Source organism: Cupriavidus necator, assembly GCF_016127575.1.
Classification (GTDB): Bacteria; Pseudomonadota; Gammaproteobacteria; order Burkholderiales; family Burkholderiaceae; genus Cupriavidus; species Cupriavidus necator_D.
Genome location: NZ_CP066019.1, coordinates 1,244,405 through 1,265,075, shown reverse-complemented (window position 1 = coordinate 1,265,075; position 20,671 = coordinate 1,244,405). Strand labels below are relative to the sequence as shown.

Sequence of the window (20,671 nt, the reverse complement as noted above, 5' to 3'; positions counted from 1 at the left end):
GGGTCTCCCTGGCGGATGGCGGTCGCACTATCTTACCGGCACCCCGCCCGCTTCAGTCGTCCAGCGTCTCATGCACCGCCGAAGCGCCACGCTTCCAGTACGCCGACGCGCGGATACGGCGCTTGTCGACACCGCGTTCGCTGACCAGGTACTGGCGCACCGCTTTCATCGCCGCGGCTTCACCAGCGGCCCACACATAACCCTCGCCGCGCGGCAGCGTGAGCTTGCGTAGCACCCCTTCCAGCAGGCTGCCTTCCAGCGCATCGTCACGATGCAGCCAGTGCACATCGCATTGCGCCTGCGTCGGCAGAGGAATCTGCGACGCGGCATTGCCCACTTCCACCACCACGATGGCGCGCGTATCGGCCCCGAGCTCTTCCAGGCGCCGGGCGATCGCCGGCAGCGCGGTATCGTCGCCGATCAGCAGGTGCCAGTCGAACGCCGTGGGCACCACGAACGAGCCGCGCGGCCCGCCCACGCCCAGGTACTGGCCCGGCTGCGCCTGCGCGGCCCAGGTCGACGCGGGGCCATCGCCATGCAGCACGAACTCGATATCCAGCTCCTGCTTCGCCCCATCGTAGCGGCGCGGCGTGTAGTCGCGCGCGGGCGGCCGCGGCTGGCCTTCGGGGAAGGTGATGCCGTCCGGGGTGACCTGCGGCAGCACCGGCTTGTCAGCGCCGTCCACCGGGAAGAAGACCTTGACGTGGTCGTCGAACGACGCCGAGACAAAGTCCTGCAGATCAGCGCCGCCAAGCGTGACACGCAGCAACTGCGGTGACACTTGCGTGGTGCGCACCACTTGCAGCAGGCGCATCTTGAGCGGATGGCGCACGCGCTGCACAGTCAGGTCGCGTGCGGAGGCTTGATTGTTCTCACTCATATTGGAATTCCTTGGGATAGAACCCGGCACCTGCCGGGTCAGGTTGCCGATGGCCGCAGCCAGCGTCAGTGCCACATGTCAGGCCTTGCGCACCGCTTCGATCTCGGCCGCCGCGCGCAGCAGGATCTCCGCGATGCGGCGCTGCTCGTCGGCGCCCGCATCGCTGCGCAGCGCAATGGCACGCTTGATCGCGGCGCGGGCTTGCATCAGCTCGGGCAGCCAGCCGCCCTGCTCCGGCTCGGGCTGCGGCTCACCGCTCATGGCGCGCCGCATCCACTCAACCTTGCGCGCCACGTGGCGCAGCTTGGCAATCATCACCTCGACCCGCTCGCGGTTGGCCGCCAGGTGGGCCTTGCCGGTCTCGGACAGCTGGTAGCGCTTCTTGTTGCCTTCCGTATCGACGGTGGCGTAGCCGACTTCTTCCAGGTAAGTCAGGGCCGGATAGACCACGCCGGGACTCGGCTTGTAGAAGCCGTTGGTACGGGTCTCGATCGCCTTGATCAGTTCGTAGCCGTGGCTCGGCTTCTCTTCGAGCATCGCCAGCAGCAGCAACTGCAGGTCATCGGCGCTGAACTTGCGGCCCCGGCGCCAGCCTTCGCCGTCGAAGCTGCCGGGACCATCGGCGCCGGCAGGGCCGAAGCCGTCGTCATGCCCGCCGCCCCAGAAGCCGCCGCCGTGGCGGCCCATGGCGTGGTGGGCGAAGTGGCGCTCAAAGTGAGGCAAAAGGCGCATCAGCAGGTGACGGCCGTGGCCTGAGGAGCCAAAAGGGTGGGAATGATGGCGCATGACTGCCTCCGATATGTCGTAAAACATATCTTACGATATATATCGTACGAGTGGAAGTCAAGGCGACGCGGCAGTCCCCGCCGCCTGGGGATTACCTCATGCGGTACCAGTGGCAGCCATCGGGACCGGTCTCACGCACCGCCTCGCCCCGCTCCAGCAGGTAGTTCAGGTGCGCAATGCTCTCGCCGGTAGCCATCCCCAACAGCCCGCCGCTTCCGGTGATGGGGCGCGAGAACAACTCACCAAACACATCCACCGCCCGCTTCGGCGTCCCCAACGCGCCACGCAAGCGGTCCAGCGCCTGCATCTGGCTCGCCCGCAGATAGTCAATCCGCGCATGCAGCCCACGGAACGGTTCGTTATGCGCCGGCAGCACCATCACATCGTCCGGCACGGCAGCGCGCACCTTGTCCAGCGAGGCCAGCCAGTCCTGCATCGGATCGGCATCGGGCTCGGTCGGGAACACCGATACGTTGGAGGAAATGCGCGGCAGCACCTGGTCGCCTGACACCAGCAGCTTCAGCGCCGGGCAGTACAGGCAGGCATGTTCGGGCGAATGGCCGGTGCCGACGATGACCTGCCAGTCGTGCGCGCCGATGCGCACGGTGTCGGCATCGGACAGGCGGTGGAAGCTCTCGGGCAAGGCGTGGACATATTTGCCGAAGCCGCCGAAGCGGGTGCGGTACACCTCGATCGCTTCGTCGTCCCAGCCGGCCTTGCGATAGAACTCGATCGCGTCATCGGGCGCCGCTCGCCCCGTATCCGCCGCCAGCACGCGGCACATCAGGTATTCCAGCCGCGTCATCCACAGCTGGCAGTCGAACTTGCCGGTCAGCCACCCGGCCATGCCGATGTGGTCGGGGTGCATATGGGTCACGAACAGGCGCGTCAGGCCGCCCGCGAGCGGGCCGCTTGCGGCGAACAGCGCGCGCCAGGCCTGGGCGGTTTCCGGGGTCTGCAACCCGGCGTCGACGGCGGCCCAGCCGCTGCCGTCGCGGATGGCCCACAGGTTGATGTGGTTCAGGCCCAGTGGCATCGGCATGCGCAGCCACAGCACACCGGGCGCTACCTCGCGGGCACGGCCGGGTTCGGGCGCGTCGCCACAGGGGTAGTCGAGCTCGGGCTTTTCGAGGGAGATGGGGGCGGCTGCGAGGGCGATGTCGGGGGATTGGGCGCTCATCGGTATCTGGGCCGGTGGGCCGGCCGTGCTGTGCGCGTTGGCCGGTGCGGCAATGCCCCGGCTCCGCGCGTTCTGGATAGCTGACACCTTAGCCCAGATGGGCGATTCCTGCTACGCGCGCCCTGCCCGCGTTCCGTGGTGTGGAATAGCGGTGAGCTATCGGGCCGGCGTCGGCAGCACCTTGCCCGGATTCAGCAGGTTCAACGGATCAAGCGCCTGCTTCACCTGCCACATCAGCTCCAGTTCCACCTGGGACTTGTAGCGCGTCAGGTCGTCGCGCTTGGCCACGCCGATGCCGTGCTCGGCCGAGATCGAGCCGTTTTCCGCATGGGCCATGCCGTCGACCAGTGCCGAGACCCGCTCATACCACTGCGCCAGGAACTCTTTTCCTGGCTGATCCCTGGGTCGCAGCGGGTTGAAGTGCACATTGCCGTCGCCCATATGGCCGTAGATCACCATGCGCGCGTCCGGCACCAGCTCCAGCACCCTGGCCGAGGCTTCCTCCACAAACGTAGCGATGCGCGACAGCGGCACCGAGACATCGCACTTGATGCTGCCGCCGGTGCGGGTCTGGGCGTCGGAGATCTCTTCGCGGATGCGCCAGAAAGTCTGGGCGTCGGACAGGCTGGCGGCCACTGCGGCGTCCTGCACCAGGCCCTGGCTGAAGCCGGATTCGAGGATTTCCATCAGCGTGGCGTTGAGGCTTTCCGCATCGGTCCCGGAGGTGAGTTCGATCAGCACCATCCACTCGTGCTTGTCCTGCAGCGGCGAAGCCACGTTGCCAAGATATTCAAGCACCAGTTCCAGCGCGGGCCGCGAGATCAGCTCGAACGCGGTCACGGCCTGGCCGGACAGGCGCTTGGCTTCACCCAGCAAGGCCACGGCCGCGGCGGGGTCCTGTACGGCGACAAAGGCCACGGCGCTGCTGCGCGGCTGCGGCATCAGCTTGAGCACGGCGCCGGTGATGATGCCGAGCGTACCTTCCGCGCCGACGAACAGCTGCTTGAGGTCGTAGCCGGTGTTGTCCTTGCGCAGGCCGCGCAGCGATGAGTAGATGCGGCCATCGGGCAGCACCACCTCGATGCCGAGCACGAGGTCGCGCATATTGCCGTAGCGCAGCACCGCGGTGCCGCCGGCATTGGTCGACAGGTTGCCGCCGATCTGGCATGAGCCTTCGGAGCCGATGCGCAGCGGGAACAGGCGTTGCCAGGCCTCGGCGGCGCTGCGCGCCGCGCTCAGCGTGACGCCGGACTGCACGGTCATGGTGTCGTTGATGGTGTCGAGGTCCAGCACGCGGTTCATGCGGCTGAGGTTGACGACCACGGCGGTGCCGCTGTCGTCCGGCACGGCGCCGCCCATCAGCGAGGTATTGCCGCCCTGCGGCACCACCGGCACACGCCGGGCATGGCACCACTGCAGCACCTGGCTGACCTCTTCCGTCGATGACGGCAGCACCACTACCTGGGCCTGGCCGCGGTAGATGCCGCGGTAGTCGGTGACGTAGGCCTGCGTGTCGGCGTCGCCGCTGCGGCAGGCGCTTGCACCAACGATGGCCTGCATCGCGCGCAAGGTGGTGTCTGGGGTCGGGGTTTCGGCTGGCATGGGTGTAAGGCGAAGGAGATACGGGTCAGTACGCGGCGGAAGGCTTGTCTGCGGCGGGAGCGTCAGAGGGCTGCTCGCGGAACGATGCGGCAAGCTTGCGCGCGGCGTTGGCATACAGCATCACGTCCACGCCCGTGGCCACGAAGGTGCAGCCCAGGTCCAGGTAGCGGCGTGCCAGTGCCGGGTCCGACGTCAGCGTGCCGGCGGCCTTGCCGCTGGCAATGATGGTGCGCATCGCGCCTTCGATGGCGGCCTGCACCTCCGGGTGACCGGGGCGGCCGCGGTGGCCCATCGACGCAGCCAGGTCGGCCGGGCCGATAAAGACGCCGTCGATACCATCCACCGCGCAGATTGCTTCCAGGTTCTGCAATGCGGTGACGGTTTCGGCCTGCACCAGCAGGCAGACTTCATCGTCGGCCACATCGAGGTAGTCGGTGCGGGCGCTCCACTGCGAGGCGCGCGCAATCGCGCTGCCCACGCCGCGGATGCCTTGCGGGGGGTAGCGCGTAGCGCTGACCACCATGCGCGCCTGTTCCGCGGTATCCACCATCGGCACGAGCAGGCTGCGCACGCCGATGTCGAGCAACTGCTTGATCAGCGGCACTTCACCGGCGACGGCACGCACCACGGGCTGGACCGGGTATGGCGCCACCGCCTGCAGCGCGTGCAGCGTCGAGCGCAGGTCGTTGGGGGCGTGTTCGCCGTCGATCAGCAGCCAGTCAAAGCCTGCGGTGGCGGACACTTCGGCCAGGTATGGCGTTGCCATCGACAGCCACAGGCCGATCTGCGCCTGGCGGGCGGCCAGCGCAGTCTTGAAGGGATTGTTTGCGGGCATGGTGTGTTCCGGTTCGATGATCGATGGGCCCGGCGCTTCAGCCGAGCTGACCCTGGCAAAGGTACTTGGTATGCATGTAGTCGTCCAGCCCGTGGCGCGAGCCTTCGCGCCCGTAGCCGGATTCCTTGACGCCGCCGAACGGCGCCGCCTCGGCCGCGATCGCGCCCTCGTTGATGCCGACCATGCCGGTCTCCAGCGCCTGCGCCACGCGCCAGATGCGGCGGATGTCGCTGGAGTAGAAGTAAGCAGCGAGGCCGAACGGGGTGTCGTTGGCGTCGCGGATCACCTCGGCTTCATCGCGGAAACGAAAGATCGGCGCGACCGGGCCGAAGGTCTCTTCGCACGACAGCTCCATCGCGGGGGCCGCATCGGCCAGCACCGTCGGTGCGTAGTAGTGCGGGCCGTCGGCGGTGCGCACGCGCTTGCCGCCGGTGACCACGCGCGCGCCCCGGGCGACGGCGTCTTCCACATGGCGTGCGATCTTGAGGACGGCGCGGGCATTGATCATGGGACCGATCTGCGCGGCCTCTTCCGTGGCGGGGCCGACGTGGAGCGCGCCAACGCGCTGTGCCAGGCACTCGACAAAGGCGTCGTGCACGGTGTCGTGCACATAGACCCGGTTCGGGCACACGCAGGTCTGGCCGCCGTTGCGGAACTTGAACGCCATCAGGCCATCGACGGCGGCATCGAGATCGGCGTCCTCGAAGACGATGAAGGGCGCGTTGCCGCCCAGCTCCAGCGACAGCTTCTTCAGCGTGGCCGCCGATTCGCGCGCGAGGTGCTTGCCCACGGGCGTGGAACCGGTAAAGGTGATCTTGCGCACGCGGCTGTCGGCCAGCCAGGCATCGACCATGCCCGGCGTGTGCTCGCGCGATGCGGTGACGATGTTGAGCACGCCCGCGGGCATGCCGGCCTGCTGCGCCAGCCATACCAGCGCCAGCGCGGTCAGCGGGGTGTCCTCGGCGGGCTTGGCCACCACCGTGCAACCGGCGGCCAGCGCGGGGGCGATCTTGCGGGCAATCATCGCCAGCGGGAAGTTCCACGGCGTGATTGCCGCGACCACGCCCACCGGCTCCTTCAGCACCAGCAGTTTGCGGCCAGGCTCGGCTTCGGCGACGATATCGCCGCAGATGCGGGTGGCCTCTTCGGCAAACCACTCGACATAGGACGCGCCGTACTGTACCTCGCCGCGTGCCTCTTTGAGGGGCTTGCTCGTCCTACCTGGCGCAGGCCACCTTCGTCGGCCAGCGCGGCGCGGCCGGTTTCATGGCTGAGTCGGTGGCGCTGTCGTTGCAGGAGGAAGGCCGGTTGCACGTGCTGAAGATGGCCGTGCCGGTCGACCTGCCCCCGGTCGGCATCATCACGCTGCGCGAACGGGCGCCGTCGCTCGGCACCGACCAGCTGGTGGAATGCCTGCGCGAGGCTGCGGCGCAGGTCAGGGCCGTCTAGCCCGCACGCGCCATCAACACCGGCGCCGACGTGGCCAGCAGCGCCACGCCGGATACGGTCAGCAACGTCAGCACGACCTTGCGGAAGGTGGCCTCGCTGATCCCCAGATAGAGCCGCGTGCCCAGCAGCGTTGGCACCAGCATCGCGGGCGCCACCACCAGGAACATCGGCAGCATCTCGCGCGTGACGATGCCCTTGCCCACATACGCGGCCATGGTCATGGCCAGCGTGGCGAGGTTGAAGTTCTGGATCACCGCGCGCTGTTCGTCCTTGTCGAAGCCGCGCAGCGTGCACCACAGCGTGGGGACCACGCCGGTAAAACCACCGATGCCGCCCATCACGCCGCCGGCCGCACCGGCAACGCCATCGGCCACGCGCCCGCCCACGCCGATATGGGGCAACTTGCGCACCATCAGCATCACCGGGCACCACAGGGTCAGAAAGCCGCCGAGCACGACCTTGAACCACTGTGCGTCGAGCATCGGCAGGATCGCCACGCCCAGGGGGATGCCGGCCACGCCGCCGGCCACGAACGGCCACAGCCTCCGCCACGACAGCCCGCGCCGCACCGACACCGCCGCCAGCAGCTGGCCGGTAAGCGCGCCGAACACGGTCATGGCCGACGCCAGCTGCGGCTCGATCGCCCAGGCCCAGAACGACATCGCCACCATGCCGAAGGCAAAGCCCGACAGCCCCTGGACAAAGCCGGCCACGGCGGCGCCGGCGATCACGATCAGCAAGGTGGAATCCATGGCAAGCGGGGCCGCGTCAGGCAGTGGCGGACGCGATGTTCAAAGGCTTCTGGGAAGCGCATGACTATGCACTTCTTTGCCTTGCTTGTCAGCCGCTGCCTCTGCTGCGCCGCGCAAAACTGATACGGTATTTTTTCAATGAGGTGATGCTGTTCGGTTCATTTCGGCTCCGTTAGCATGGTCGCCATCGACAAGGGCAACGGGCCGCGTGAAGCGGCGCCGGCGGCACGGGGTGCGGCGATATGTCACCCGTACGCCACCGGCAGCAACGGTGCCCTTTGCTGCGCGCGCGGCGTACACTACTCTTACCGCACGCGCCTACGGCCCGCGCCCCGGCGCTCCCTGCCGACCAGCCCCGGCCTGCCAGACGGCAGCGCCGCGCCCGTCCCAGGCGTGCGCCAGGCCAGCGCCACGGAGAACAACAATGTTTGGTTTGACCGCGCTAGACCTCGCCCGCACGCAGTTTGCGTTCACGATTTCCTTCCACATCATTTTTCCGGCGATCACCATTGGCCTGGCCGCCTACCTGGCGGTGCTGGAAGGCTGCTGGCTGCGCACGCAGCGCCCGCATTACCGAGACCTCTACCACTTCTGGTCCAAGATCTTTGCCGTCAATTTCGGCATGGGGGTGGTGTCCGGGCTGGTGATGGCCTATCAGTTCGGCACCAACTGGAGCTTCTTCTCGGAGTTCGCGGGCAGCATCACCGGGCCGCTGCTGACCTATGAGGTGCTGACCGCCTTCTTCCTGGAAGCGGGCTTCCTGGGCGTGATGCTGTTCGGCTGGAACCGCGTCGGGCCGGGGCTGCATTTCTTTGCCACGGTGATGGTGGCGCTCGGCACGCTGATCTCCGCCACCTGGATCCTGGCCTCCAACAGCTGGATGCAGACGCCGGCGGGCTTCGAGATCATCAACGGCCGCGTAGTGCCGACCAACTGGTTCGAAGTCATCTTCAACCCGTCGTTTCCCTACCGCCTGGTGCATATGAGCGTGGCGGCATTCCTGGCCACCGCGCTGTTCGTCGGCGCGTCCGCCGCCTGGCACCTGCTGCGCGGGCGCGACAACCCCGCCATCCGCAAGATGCTGTCGATGGCGATGTGGATGCTGCTGATCGTCGCGCCGATCCAGGCCGTGATCGGCGACATGCACGGCCTGAACACGCTCAAGCACCAGCCCGCCAAGATCGCCGCGCTGGAAGGCCACTGGGAGAACAAAGGCAATGAAGGCCTGCCGCTGCTGCTGTTCGGCTGGCCCGACATGGCGCGCGAAGAGACGCGCTTCGCGGTCGAGGTGCCGCGCCTGGGCAGCCTGATCCTGACCCATTCCTGGGACGGACAGATCAAGGGCCTGAAGGAGTTCGCGCCGCAGGACCGGCCCAATTCCACCATTCTGTTCTGGTCGTTCCGCGTGATGGTGGGGCTGGGGCTGCTGATGATCCTGTTGGGCGTGTGGAGCCTGCTGCTGCGCCGGGGCGAGCGCATGTACCGCTCGCGCGGCTTCCTGCATATGGCGTTGTGGATGGGGCCCACCGGCCTGATCGCCATCCTGGCCGGCTGGTTCACCACCGAGGTCGGACGCCAGCCGTGGGTAGTCTACGGGCTGCAGCGCACCGCCGACGCGGTGTCGCCGCACGGCGTGCCCGAACTGGCAACGACGCTGGCGATCTTCGTGGTGGCCTACCTCTTCGTGTTCGGCGTCGGCATCGCCTACATGATGCGGCTGGTGCGCAAGGGTCCGGCGCTGGAAGAAGCCAAACCGGAAGGCGGCCCCGGACGCGGGCATACGCCGGCACGGCCATTGTCGGCCGTGGATGACGACGAAGCGCTCGCCCCCGCCACCACTGCACGCACCCGGAGCTGACACCATGGGCATCGACCTCTCGCTTCTCTGGATCTTCATCATCTTCTTCGGCGTGATGATGTACGTGGTGATGGACGGCTTCGACCTGGGCATCGGCATGCTCTATCCGTTCGTGCCGGACCGGCATGACCGCGACGTGATGATGAACACGGTGGCACCGGTCTGGGACGGCAACGAGACCTGGCTGGTGCTGGGCGGCGCCGGACTGCTGGCGGCGTTCCCGCTGGCGTATTCAGTGGTGCTGAGCGCGCTCTACCTGCCGCTGATGCTGATGCTGCTGGGCCTGATCTTCCGCGGCGTGGCGTTCGAGTTCCGCTTCAAGGCCAACGACCGCGAGCGCCCGGTGTGGGACGCCGCCTTCATCCTGGGCTCGGGCACGGCCAGTTTCTTCCAGGGCGTGGCGCTGGGCGCCTATATCGACGGCATCAAGCTGGAGGGCCACCGCTTTGCCGGCGGGCCGCTGGACTGGCTCACGCCCTTCCCGCTGTTCTGCGGCGTGGGGCTGATGGTGGCCTACACGGTGCTGGGCAGCACCTGGCTGATCATGAAGACCGAGGGCGCCTTGCAACAGCGCATGATCAGGCTGACCGGCTCGCTGGCGTGGCTGCTGCTGGCGGTGATCGCGGTGATCAGCCTGTGGACGCCGCTGACGCATCCCGAGATTGCCGAGCGCTGGTTCAGCCTGCCCAACCTGTTCTGGTTCTCGCCGGTGCCGATCCTGGTGGCGCTGTGCATGTTCATGCTGATGCGCGTGCTGCGGCATGAGCCGGATATCTCGCCGTTCATGTACGCGCTGGGGCTGGTGTTCCTGGGCTACAGCGGGCTGGCCATCAGCGTCTGGCCCAATATCATCCCGCCGGGAATCTCGATCTGGGACGCCGCCGCGCCGCCGCAAAGCCAGGGCTTTGCGCTGGTTGGGGCGCTGTTCATCATCCCCTTCATCCTGATGTACACGGTGTGGGCGTACTACGTGTTCCGCGGCAAGGTGCGCCACGGCGAGGGCTATCACTGATGGATATGGATACACAGCGCCCGGGGACCGGCACCTGGCTGCGCCGCATCGGCTGGCTGGTGCTGATCTGGGCCGCCAGCGTGGCGGCACTGGGCATGGCCGCGTGGGTGCTGCGGATCATCATGCAGGGCGTCGGCTTGCGCAGCTGACGCCCCGTCAAGGGCAACGCCGTCCTCAGAGCTGGACCGAGGCCTCGCCGATGCCATCGAACTCCGCGGTCACCAGGTCGCCTGCCGATGCGTCCAGGATGCCGACCCAGGTGCCGGTGGTGACGACCGTGCCGGCCTCTACGCGTCGCCCGTCGCGCGTGGCGTGGCGCAGCCAGGCGGCCAGCCCAAAGGCCGGATCGCCCAGCGCGTGGGTGCCGCGGCGCTCGATGGTTTGCGTGCCGATCCGCACCCGGCAATGCTGTGCCGCCCAGTCCCGCGCCGCATAGTCACGCCACTGGCCAAGCACCAGTGCGCCGTGGGACTGCAGGTCGGCCAGCTTCAGCAGCGCGGGCGCGGCGAGGTACTGCCGCCAGCGCGAATCGACGACTTCAATCGACACCGCCATCACATCGATCAGCCCGGCCGCGCCGGCGTAGTCGAGGGCGGCAGCCTGCGCGGCGTCAACGCCCTGCCCCAGCCGCAACGCAATCTCTGCCTCGATGCCGCGCCATGTGAAAGGCCAGTCGCCGGCATGCGCGGGGCTGGTCCAGACCCCGGCCGGCGGCAGTTGGGCATGCGTCAGCACCGCCTCGCGCGAGGCGCCGCCGGATTTCCAGTAGCCGGCGCCTGTCGCTTGCCAGCCAAGCGCGTGGGCCACGGCCGACTGAACGGCGTAGGCCTGTTCCGCATTCTCAAGCACGGTGGCGAATTGCTCTGCATCGGCGCAGCCCTGTTCGCTACGCGCGCTGAGCAGGGCCTGCGCGACCCGATCGATATTGGAAGATGTCATGCCTTGGGTATTTCCTTGAATGAGGGATGAATATCGCCCGGTATCCCGCTCCCCGCAAGCGCGCGCAGCACGCTGCCGGGAGCGGGCCGGTCTCAGGAACCGCTGGCGCTGGCCGCGGTGCCACTGACGGCAGGCACGGCTTCGTCGTCGGCGGCGGTCTCGCCCATGGCGCGGCCGAAGGTTTCCGGCGCGAACTGCACGGCCAGCGCAAACACTGCGTACATCGCCGCGAGCATGCTGAACATGCCGCCGACGCCGTAGGTTTCGAACACCCGCCCGCTGATCAGCGGCGTCAGCGCGCCGGCCAGGGTGCCCAGCGCCAGGATCAGCGAGGTGCCGAACGCGCGCACGTGAGTGGGATACTGCTCCGGCGCGAAGATCCAGATCGACGTGTTCAGCAACACCACGCAGAACGTGAAGCACGCGCCAAACAGCAGCACCAGGCCCACGTTATACGTCAGGAAGCCGAAGCACAACCCGGCCGCGCAGGCCAGCCCCGCGCCTGTCGTCAGCACCCGCTTGCGCGGAAAGTGATAGCCGCAGTATGAGGCCGCGAGCGCCCCGAACAGGCTGCCGCTCTGCATCACCATGGTGAAGAGAAAGCTCTTGGAGATGGTGTAGCCCTGCGACATCAGGATGGTCGGCATCAGCGTCAGCACCGAGATCTGCGCGCCGTACGTCATGGACACCGCAATCCCCAGCGCGATCGTGCGCCGTCCCAGGCGGCCCTTGAAGATATCGCTCAGGCGCACCCTGGTGCGCGGCGCGTCGTCCTGGATCGCGGCCTTGATATAGGGCGTCGGCTCGCCGTCGAGCTTGCCCAGGCGGCCGGATGCCAGCACCGACAGCACCCGGTTGGCCTCGTCCACGCGCCCCTTGGACAGCAGGAAGCGCGGCGTCTCCGGAATAAAGCGCCGGTAGAACACGACGAAGAATGCCGGCAGCACCAGGCAGGCAAAGAGCCAGCGCCAGCTGTCCGGACCCGGGAACATGGCGAAGACCGCCAGGCCGAAGGCCGGCGCCAGCATATTGCCCAGGCCACCGCTACCTACGCTGACCAGGCCTACCGCGGTACCGCGGAAGCGCGTCGAGCACAGCTCGGCCAGCATGGTCACGGCGATCGAGATCTCCCCGCCCAGGCCGATACCGACGATAAAGCGGCCCGCCGCCAGCACGCCATAGTTCGGTGCCAGCGCGCAGATGATGGCGCCCAGCGTGAACAGCAGCAGGTTGGCGCTCAGCATCGTGCGCCTGCCGTAGCGGTCCGCGATATAGCCGGAGCCGATGCGTCCCAGCGCGGCGGCACTGAAGGTCAGCGTATTGAGAAAGCCGATCTCCGCCACCGAGATGCCCCACTGCTCGCGCAGCATGGGGCCGATCAGGCCGACGGCGTTCTGTTCGAAGACATCGAACATCACCCCGAGCATGATCATGAGGATGATCTTCTTGTGCGATGCCGTCACCCCGATGCCATCCATGGCCCGGTCGAGCTCATGCTGCTGTGGGGAATTCGGCGATTGAACTACTGTTTCTGCGCCCATCTTTGTCTCCTCCTCGTTTCGAGGTTGTCGCGCTATGTCCGCGACCTTGTCGCCGCCGTGTCCGGCGGGCGTTTGTAGAGCAGCGATAAAACGTCGTTCCGGCGCGCGCCTATTCCAGCGCCGGCGTCGAATGCGGCGGCCGGCGCGCGCGCAAGGCCTGCTCGGCCGCATAGGCCAGCCGTATCAGCACGGGTTCGGTGAAAGGCAGGCCAAAGAACTCCAGGCCGACCGGTACGCCTTGGGGGGCATTGCCGTCCGGCGCCGAGAATCCGGCCGGAATCACGATGGCCGGAAAGCCGGTGGCCGACGCGAGCACGCCATTGCGCTCCGCCTGGGTCTCGCCGACCGGCGCCACCAGGCGCCGCTGGTGCGGAAATGCCAGCGCGTCAAGCCGATGCCGCGCCATCAGGTCCTGCAGCCGCTGGCGCAATGCCTGCTGGCGCTGCAGGCGTTCGCGGTACTCCCCCTCCCGCTCGCTCAGCGCTGCCGCGGTGGTAAGGGTGCCCGCCACGCTTGGATGGACAGAACCGGCAGCGATGATGTCCTGCATCGATCGCACCGGGACGCCGGGGGGCAGCCCCGCCAGGTAGGCATCGAGATCGCGCTCCATCTCGTAGTGGTGCACAAGCGTGGACGCGAGCAGCTCGTCCGGGCTGATGGCGTCTTCAATCGCGATCAGCTCGGCGCCTTGTGCAGCGATGGTGGCCAGCGCTGCCTGCATCACGGCGTTGACGGGACGATGCACATCCTGGTCGCCGAAGAAATGGCGCAACACGCCGATGCGCGCCCCCCTGAGTCCGTCGCGGTCGAGGCTGGCGGCATAGCTCGCCGGGATGTGGGGCGCGCCCTGGCTGGTGACCGGGTCGGCCGGGTCATGGCCGGCGATGACATCGAGCAGCAGCGCCGTATCGGCGACGGTACGGGTGATCGGGCCGATGGTGTCCTGCGTCAGCCCGCAAGGGACCAGCCCGGCCCGGCTGACCAGGCCCATGGTCGGACGCAGGCCGACCAGGTTGTTGGCCGAGGCCGGCGAGCGGATGGAATTGACCCCGTCGGTGCCGATGCCGAGCAGGCCGAAGCTGGCTGCGATGCCGGCGCCGGTGCCGCCGCTGGAACCGCCGGGCGTGCGGGTCAGGTCATAGGGATTGAGGGTCTGGCCGGACAAGGTGCTGACCGTCTCGCCGCCGGAGGCAAGCTCGTGCAGGTTGGTCTTGGCCAGGACGATGGCACCCGCCTCGCGCAGCCGGCGGATGACGAAGGCATCGTCGGCGGACAGGTTGCCGCGCAGGCAGGCGGCGCCGGCGGTGGTTTCCATGCCGCCGCATTCGATGTTGTCCTTGACCAGCACCGGGATGCCATGCAGCGGCGCCAGCGGCCGTGTGGGGTTGCGGCCCGCCACGGCGTCGATGCGGCCGGCCTCTTCCAGCGCCTGCGGGTTGCGCTGCAGGATGCTGCGCAGGGCGGGACCGTCCTGATCATAGGCCGAGATGCGCGCGAGGCAGGCGCTGGCCAGTTGGCGCGCCGTCAGCCTGCCGTCGCGCATCGCGGCATGCGCGCTGGCAACGGTGGCTTCCACCACGCTGAACGGCGCGTGATGGCCGGGGCCGTCTGGCACCGGTTGGTACGAGTTTGTCATGAGAGCCTTCCATGCGCCGGCAAGGGCGCGAAGTGTTTGCGAGATGATGGGCAGGCGGGGCAGCGGCACGGTGCCGCACCCCGCCTTGTCTCGCTATCGGTTGACCAGGCGGGCAGGTATTGTCCAGATGCAGAACGCACCCAGCATCAGCATCCCGGCAATCATGTAGTAAGCACTGTTGCCGCTCTGGGTCACGTCGCGCAGGTAGCCGATCATGTAGCCGCTGGTAAAGCCGGCAAGGTTGCCGATCGAGTTGCTCATGGCGATGGCCGTGGCCAACGCCGCGCCGCTGAGGAAAGCCGTCGGCAGGGACCAGAACAGCGGCGTGCAGGTCAGGATGCCGGCTGCGGCGATCGACAGGAACACCAGGGACAGCGCGGTGTTGTGCATGACCCAGGGCAACGCCAGGAAACCGATCGCGCCCATCATGCACGGGATGATCAAATGCCAGCGCCGCTCGCGGTGCTTGTCGGCGCTGCGGCCGAAGAAGTACATCGAGACAATGGCCGCCATATACGGTATCGCGCTCAGCATGCCGATATGGAGCGGGTCGCTGACACCGGTCGACCTGATGAACGTGGGCAGCCAGAGCGTGATGCCGTACTGGCCAGTGACATAGCAGAAGCAGATCAGGCTGATCAGCCAGACGCGCGGATCGGTAAACACCTTGCCGACGCGTGCCTGCGGGTCCACCGCCTTGACGTCTTCCGACTTGGCCAGTTCAAGGACCTGCTTCTCCGCGCTGGTCAGCCAATTGGCCTTGGCAATGGAGTTGTCCAGGTAGTAGAAGCAGAAGCACCCCAGCAGCACCGCCGGCACCGCCTCGATGACGAACATCCATTGCCAGCCGCCCAGGCCAGACACGCCGGCCATGCTGCCCATCAGGAAGCCGGACAGCGGGTTGCCGATGATGCCGGACAGCGGCGAGCCCATGCAGTAGATGGCCATGATCTTGGCACGCCGGTGCGACGGGTACCAGCACGACAGGTAGTACACGATGCCTGGCGTGAAGCCGGCTTCGGCCAGGCCCAGCAGGAAGCGCAGCGTGTAGAACTGGGTTGGCGTCTGCACGAACGCAAAGCACGCAGAGAGTATCCCCCACGTGATCATGATCCGGCCGATCCACACCTTGGCGCCGAACTTGTGCAATGCCAGGTTGCTAGGCACCTCGAACAGGAAGTAGCCGATAAAGAAAATCCCGGCGCCCAGCCCGTAGACGGTTTCGCTGAAGCCCAGTTGCTGCGACATCTGGAGCTTGGCAAAACCTACGTTGACGCGATCGAGATAAGCGATCAGGAAGCAGACCATCAGGAATGGCACCAGCCTCCAGCTCACCTTGCGATAGGTCGCATCCTCGAACGTCCTGATCTTTGTTCCCGCCTGCAGGGTTGTATCCACAGCGTCTCCTCTGTTTTTTGTCAGGTACGGCAGTGCTGCGCTGATCCGTTGCGACCAGTCCGGCGGGGGCGTTGCGCACGCGCGGCGCCCGCCCCCGTCTCGGAAGGCAGTGACTGCGTCAGGCGGCAGCCTTGAGCGGCAGCGGCGTCGCGTGCGTGGCGAGATAGTCCATGGCGGCAACGGTGCCGCTGCCCGCGAGCGAAACGCCCGAGATCTTCAGGCCCATCTCGCAGCCGGCCAGCGTGGCCATCAGCGTGAGGTCGTTGCAGTCGCCCAGATGGCCGATACGGAACATGCGGCCCTTGACCTTGCCCAGGCCGGCGCCGAGCGACATGTTGAAGCGGTCATAGATGTTCCTGCGCACCACGTCCGCGTCGATCCCCTCGGGCATCATCACGCCGGTCAGCACCGGGCTGTAGACGGCCGGGTCCGCGCACTGGATCTCCAGGCCCCAGGCCTTGACCGCGCGGCGGCAGGCTTCGGCCAGGCGCTGGTGGCGGGTGAAGACGTTGTCCAGCCCTTCCTCAAGGATCATGTCGAGGGCTTCGGACAGGCCATAAAGCAGGTTCGTGCTGGGGGTATAGGGCCAGTAGCCGGTCCGGTTCATCTCGATGATTTCATCCCAGCCCCAGAAGCTGCGCGGCAGCCGGGCCGTGCGGGAAGCTGCGATGGCCTTGGGCGAGACCGCATTGAAGCTGATGCCAGGCGGCAGCATCAGGCCCTTCTGCGAGCCGGACACGGTCACATCCACGCCCCACTCGTCATGCCGGTAATCGGCGGACGCCAGCCCCGAGATGGTGTCGACCAGCAGCAGCGCCGGGTGTCCGGCCGCATCGATGGCGCGGCGCACGGCGGCGATATCCGAGGTCACGCCAGTCGAGGTCTCGTTGTGCACCACGCACACCGCCTTGATCACATGCGCGCTGTCGGCACGCAGGCGGGCCTCGATCATGTCGGCCTGCACCCCGTGGCGCCAGCCCTCCACGCCCGGCAGGCCGAGGAATTCGGGCTTGATACCCAGGTTCTCGGCCATCTTCTTCCACAGCGTGGCGAAGTGGCCGGTCTCGAACATCAGCACCGTGTCACCAGGGCTCAGCGTGTTCGACAGCGCCGCTTCCCAGGCCCCCGTGCCCGAAGCCGGATAGATCACCACCGGCTGCTCGGTCTTGAAGATCTTCTTGATGCCGTCCAGCACCTTGAGGCCCAGCGCGCCGAATTCCGGGCCGCGATGATCGATGGTCGGATAGCTGATGGCGCGCAGGATGCGATCGGGAACCGGGCTCGGCCCGGGGATCTGCAGGAAGTGGCGGCCGGCGGGATGGAAGTTGAGATTAAGCATTTGACTCCTCCTGTTGAGTTTTGAATGCAAAATACTTTATCAGAGGAGTGACGGGAAAACAGCCGGGATTGCGCCGAAATTCTCTAGCGTTTACCCCACAATACAAGGGTTTACTTGCGTTTTTGAGTTCCAGTTAAGGGTCTGCTAAAATTGAACGCAATCACGCGATAGGAATTTTGAATGCAAATTGTCGCAACTTCTGGCACGGATTCGCCGGCCCCCGTACTGCCCAGGCTCGAACGGCAACGCTTGCACGACACCGTGGTGGCCCACCTGCGCACGTTCATCGTCGAGGGCACCCTGGAACCGGGCAGGAAGCTCAATGAGCGCGAACTGTGCGAGACCCTGGGCATCTCCCGCACGCCGCTGCGCGAGGCCCTGAAGGTGCTGGCGGCAGAGGGCCTGATCGATATCTCGCCCAACCGCGGGGCAACCGTTTCGCGCCTGTCCGGGGCGGAGATCCAGGACACGTTTGAGCTGATGAGCGGGCTGGAAGCGTTTTCCGGCGAACTGGCCTGTGAACGCATCACGACCGTGGAACTGGCCGAGATCAAGGCCCTGCACTATGCGATGCTGGCCTGCCGGGCAAATGACGACCTGCCCGGCTATTACCGCATCAACCACCAGATCCATGACCGCATCAACCTGGCGGCCCGCAATTCGGCGCTGCGCCAGACCTATCTGTCTGTGAACCGGCGACTGCAGGCACTGCGCTTCCGCTCCAACTATCAGAAGCCGAAGTGGGACAGCGCCATCCGCGACCACGAAGAGATGCTGCAGGCACTTGAAGCACGCGACGGCAAGCGGCTTGCGGCCATCCTGCGCCAGCACCTCCTGGACAAGCGCGACGCGGTGCTGCTGATCCAGGCAGGCGATGCCGTTGGCACGCCCCAGGCATAGGACGCTGGCGCCACCCTCACCCCAAGAATCCGAATAGCCCCATCAGCATTCTTTGCCCCGCTGTCACCACGGTGACAACCCCGGTTCTTACTCTGCGAGCGCATTGCGGCAAACGCAATCCGCCATGCGGCACCTGCCGCAGCGCACAACAACGCAGATGAACAGGGGAATCAAAGATGGCAGGGAACCTTGCACCGGACAGGCTGGCGGGGATGTCGCGCGGCCGTGTGCTGGCCGCCACCATGATCGCCGCACTGGCGGCAACACTGGCCGGCTGCGGCGGCGGCGATGACACCGCGCCGACAACCGCACCGAACGACACCACCATCAAGACCCCGCCGCCTGCCGGTGCCGGCGGCCCGCGCGTGCTGCTGGTCGGCGTGGACGGTGCCACCTATGCCCAGGTGCAGGGCGCGCTGCTGCGGCGCGAGCTGCCCAACCTGGCCCGGCTGAACCTGGTGCCCACCGCCACCGGCGGCATGCCCGGCACCATCACCGCGCAGCCGCCGCTGGACGCGCCCAGCTGGGCCACGGTGCTGACCGGCGCCTGGGCCAACCGCCACGGCATCGAAGACGATACCGGCAGCACCGCACTGCAGGCCCCCACCGTATTCCGCTACCTGCGCGCGGCCGGCAAACCCGGCCTGCAGCAAGGCGCATCCACCAGTTCGGGGGTGCTGCCGGGCCTGCTCAAGGCCGAGCAGGAAGCGGGCATGCTCGATACGCTGGTTGACTGCGCCGGGGTCGACAGCTGCGTCACGCAGAACGCCGTGCGGCAGGTGCAGTCCGGCTATGGCGTAGTGTTTGCGCAATACAGCGCGCCGGCACAGGCGGCAGAAGCCGGCGGCTTCGGCAACGGCGCCTATGCCACGGCCCTGGCCGGCATCGACAAGGCGCTGGGCGAGCTGCTCGGCGCCGTCGCAGCGCGCAGCCAGGGGCAGCCGGGTGAAGACTGGCTGGTGATGGTCACCACCAGCCACGGCCTGGATGCCACCGGCGCCACCACCACGGTGCCGACGGTGGAGAACCGCACCGCCTTCCTCGCCACCAACAAGGCGCTCAACGGCGCGCTGGCCAAACCTGGCGCAGCAGCGCCGGACACCCCGGCGGACCTGTCGGCGCTGCCGACCGAAGCCGATCTCGTCCCGACCGTGCTGGCCCACGCCGGCGTGGCGCTTGACCCGGCCACCACGCGGCTGGACGGTTCGGCGCTGACCACCGCCAACGCAGGCGTGCGAGCCATCGGCGCCAGCATCAGCCAGTACAACGACGCCATCACGCTGAGCTGGCAGAACCCGACCGAAGCCTTCGGCGTCACCCGCGTGCTGCGCGACGGCGTGCAGATCGCCTCGCTGGGACCTGAGGTGCGGCAGTTCACCGACAAGGCCTTCAACATGGCCACGGGCCTGTACCAGTTCAACTACACGCTGGTGCGCAATGACGTGCCGGTGTCGTACCTGGCGCAGATCCACTACGTCAAGCCGGTCATGCTGGCGCCGACGCTGCTCAATGGCCTGGCCACGTACTTCAGCCTCGACAGCAAGCCGTTCGCCGATGCGAAGAACGCCGCCACGCTCGGCCCGTGGGCGGCAAGCCTTGACGGCGGCACGCTGGCTGCCGACAACTTCAGCGGCCAGTCGCTGCAGCTGGACTCGCGTGTCGACAGCTACAAGCTGGCGTACAACGCTGCCGCCGATATCACGCAGAGCCCGCAGTTCACCATCGGCTTCTGGTTCCGCACCGACTGCGCCCAGGGCAACGGCACCGGCGAGCCCATCCTGTCCAACAAGAACTACATCTCGGGCGGCAACCCCGGCATTGCCGTGGCGCTGTTCGGCAGCTGCGAGATCCGTTTCAACCTGGGCAGCGGCAGCGGCAAGCGCGACGACATCAACGGCATGAAGGTGTCGGCCAACCAGTGGGCCTACCTGGCGCTGTCGGTCGACGCGGCAGCCAGGCGCTTCAGCGCCTATGTCATCGATCCGGTGCTGGGCCTGCAGAGGACCGAGAACAAGGCGATCACCAATACCGACGTGACCAAGCTGGCCGGGCTCGGCACCGGCTGGGGCGTGAACGACGATGCCACGCACAACTACGTGGGCAACAACCCCGGCGCGCTCAAGGGCGTGATGGGCTTCAACGACCTGGCGATGTGGACGCGCGTGCTGTCGCTGGACGAGCTGAAGGCCATCACCGGCGCACGCCAGCCGCTGTCCACGCTGAATCCTTAAATCCGGCCGGAGCCCGTTTCGTCACGGAACGGGTTCCTCACCGACCCTTCCCCCCCGCCCGATCCCCTGCAGGAGATTGACACCATGACTTTCCGACCTTCCACCCTGGCGCGGCCGCACTGGCTCGCCGCCGTGCTGATGTGCGCAGCGCTCGCCGCCTGCGGCGGCGACTCCGGCGACAGCCCCACCGGCTCGCCCAACGCGGCACCGATCACGCCGGGTGCCCCGGGTACCGGCGGCAACCCCGGCCAGGGGAATGGCAGCGACCAGCCTGGCGAGACGCCCGCCGTGAAGCCGCAGCTGCGCTGCGCACCCTGAAGCCGGGCCTGGCCC

At 67.2% G+C, this 20,671-nt stretch carries 18 protein-coding genes and 1 pseudogene; 7 read left to right on the top strand and 12 right to left on the bottom strand.

Annotated elements, in window-relative coordinates:
• Positions 1-52: 52 nt before the first annotated feature.
• The 6 genes and pseudogenes from I6H87_RS24760 to I6H87_RS24735 all read right to left on the bottom strand — a co-directional run.
• The gene (locus I6H87_RS24760; RefSeq protein ID WP_011617066.1) at positions 53-880 is read right to left on the bottom strand and encodes a siderophore-interacting protein; all 828 of its coding nucleotides are present in this window, start codon (positions 878-880) and stop codon (positions 53-55) included.
• A gap of 78 nt (positions 881-958) precedes the next feature.
• Complete coding sequence (locus I6H87_RS24755) at positions 959-1,666, bottom strand: PadR family transcriptional regulator (protein ID WP_041688074.1); 708 nt, start codon at positions 1,664-1,666, stop codon at positions 959-961.
• A 91-nt stretch (positions 1,667-1,757) separates the two neighbouring features.
• On the bottom strand, positions 1,758-2,846 hold the full coding sequence (locus I6H87_RS24750; RefSeq protein ID WP_011617064.1) for an MBL fold metallo-hydrolase: 1,089 nt from the start codon (positions 2,844-2,846) through the stop codon (positions 1,758-1,760).
• A gap of 156 nt (positions 2,847-3,002) precedes the next feature.
• Positions 3,003-4,448, bottom strand: coding sequence for an FAD-binding oxidoreductase (locus I6H87_RS24745; protein WP_011617063.1), 1,446 nt, complete (start codon positions 4,446-4,448; stop codon positions 3,003-3,005).
• A 25-nt stretch (positions 4,449-4,473) separates the two neighbouring features.
• Complete coding sequence (gene hpaI / locus I6H87_RS24740) at positions 4,474-5,283, bottom strand: 4-hydroxy-2-oxoheptanedioate aldolase (RefSeq protein WP_011617062.1); 810 nt, start codon at positions 5,281-5,283, stop codon at positions 4,474-4,476.
• A 37-nt stretch (positions 5,284-5,320) separates the two neighbouring features.
• Positions 5,321-6,493: pseudogene (locus tag I6H87_RS24735) on the bottom strand (NAD-dependent succinate-semialdehyde dehydrogenase); the annotation flags it as partial.
• Between the two features lie 56 nt (positions 6,494-6,549).
• Between I6H87_RS24735 and I6H87_RS24730 the strand changes: the two are divergent.
• Entirely contained in the window at positions 6,550-6,732 is a 183-nt protein-coding gene (locus I6H87_RS24730) for a hypothetical protein (RefSeq protein WP_041688072.1), read from the top strand.
• Here the strand turns inward: I6H87_RS24730 and I6H87_RS24725 are convergent.
• Positions 6,729-7,484, bottom strand: a complete 756-nt coding sequence (locus tag I6H87_RS24725; RefSeq protein ID WP_011617060.1) for a sulfite exporter TauE/SafE family protein — start codon at positions 7,482-7,484, stop codon at positions 6,729-6,731. The genes I6H87_RS24730 and I6H87_RS24725 overlap by 4 nt on opposite strands.
• Positions 7,485-7,908: 424 nt before the next feature.
• Between I6H87_RS24725 and I6H87_RS24720 the strand changes: the two genes are divergently transcribed.
• From I6H87_RS24720 to I6H87_RS24710, 3 genes are read left to right on the top strand one after another with little or no spacing between them, the layout of a single operon-like run.
• On the top strand, positions 7,909-9,342 hold the full coding sequence (locus tag I6H87_RS24720) for a cytochrome ubiquinol oxidase subunit I (protein WP_011617059.1): 1,434 nt from the start codon (positions 7,909-7,911) through the stop codon (positions 9,340-9,342).
• 4 nt (positions 9,343-9,346) lie between these two features.
• Positions 9,347-10,354: a cytochrome d ubiquinol oxidase subunit II gene (cydB, locus tag I6H87_RS24715; RefSeq protein WP_011617058.1), complete on the top strand. Its 1,008-nt coding sequence runs from the start codon at positions 9,347-9,349 to the stop codon at positions 10,352-10,354.
• Entirely contained in the window at positions 10,354-10,503 is a 150-nt protein-coding gene (locus I6H87_RS24710) for a DUF2474 domain-containing protein (protein WP_011617057.1), read from the top strand. Before cydB ends, I6H87_RS24710 begins: the two co-directional genes overlap by 1 nt.
• A 25-nt stretch (positions 10,504-10,528) precedes the next feature.
• Here I6H87_RS24710 and I6H87_RS24705 read toward each other — a convergent pair whose 3' ends face one another.
• From I6H87_RS24705 to I6H87_RS24685, 5 genes are all read right to left on the bottom strand, one after another.
• Positions 10,529-11,293: a fumarylacetoacetate hydrolase family protein gene (locus I6H87_RS24705; protein WP_011617056.1), complete on the bottom strand. Its 765-nt coding sequence runs from the start codon at positions 11,291-11,293 to the stop codon at positions 10,529-10,531.
• 92 nt (positions 11,294-11,385) lie between these two features.
• Positions 11,386-12,834 carry an MFS transporter gene (locus I6H87_RS24700; protein ID WP_037025473.1) on the bottom strand — a complete coding sequence of 483 codons (1,449 nt, stop codon included), beginning with the start codon at positions 12,832-12,834 and terminating at the stop codon, positions 11,386-11,388.
• Between the two features lie 109 nt (positions 12,835-12,943).
• The gene (locus tag I6H87_RS24695; protein WP_010814098.1) at positions 12,944-14,470 is read right to left on the bottom strand and encodes an amidase family protein; all 1,527 of its coding nucleotides are present in this window, start codon (positions 14,468-14,470) and stop codon (positions 12,944-12,946) included.
• 93 nt (positions 14,471-14,563) lie between these two features.
• Positions 14,564-15,868, bottom strand: coding sequence for an MFS transporter (locus I6H87_RS24690; RefSeq protein ID WP_011617055.1), 1,305 nt, complete (start codon positions 15,866-15,868; stop codon positions 14,564-14,566).
• 118 nt (positions 15,869-15,986) lie between these two features.
• Positions 15,987-17,207 carry a pyridoxal-phosphate-dependent aminotransferase family protein gene (locus tag I6H87_RS24685; protein ID WP_010814096.1) on the bottom strand — a complete coding sequence of 407 codons (1,221 nt, stop codon included), beginning with the start codon at positions 17,205-17,207 and terminating at the stop codon, positions 15,987-15,989.
• Between the two features lie 180 nt (positions 17,208-17,387).
• Between I6H87_RS24685 and I6H87_RS24680 the strand changes: the two genes are divergently transcribed.
• From I6H87_RS24680 to I6H87_RS24670, 3 genes are all read left to right on the top strand, one after another.
• On the top strand, positions 17,388-18,107 hold the full coding sequence (locus I6H87_RS24680; RefSeq protein ID WP_011617054.1) for a GntR family transcriptional regulator: 720 nt from the start codon (positions 17,388-17,390) through the stop codon (positions 18,105-18,107).
• A gap of 176 nt (positions 18,108-18,283) precedes the next feature.
• Positions 18,284-20,338 carry a LamG-like jellyroll fold domain-containing protein gene (locus I6H87_RS24675; RefSeq protein ID WP_041688070.1) on the top strand — a complete coding sequence of 685 codons (2,055 nt, stop codon included), beginning with the start codon at positions 18,284-18,286 and terminating at the stop codon, positions 20,336-20,338.
• Between the two features lie 84 nt (positions 20,339-20,422).
• Positions 20,423-20,656: a hypothetical protein gene (locus I6H87_RS24670; protein ID WP_011617052.1), complete on the top strand. Its 234-nt coding sequence runs from the start codon at positions 20,423-20,425 to the stop codon at positions 20,654-20,656.
• Positions 20,657-20,671: the final 15 nt, after the last annotated feature.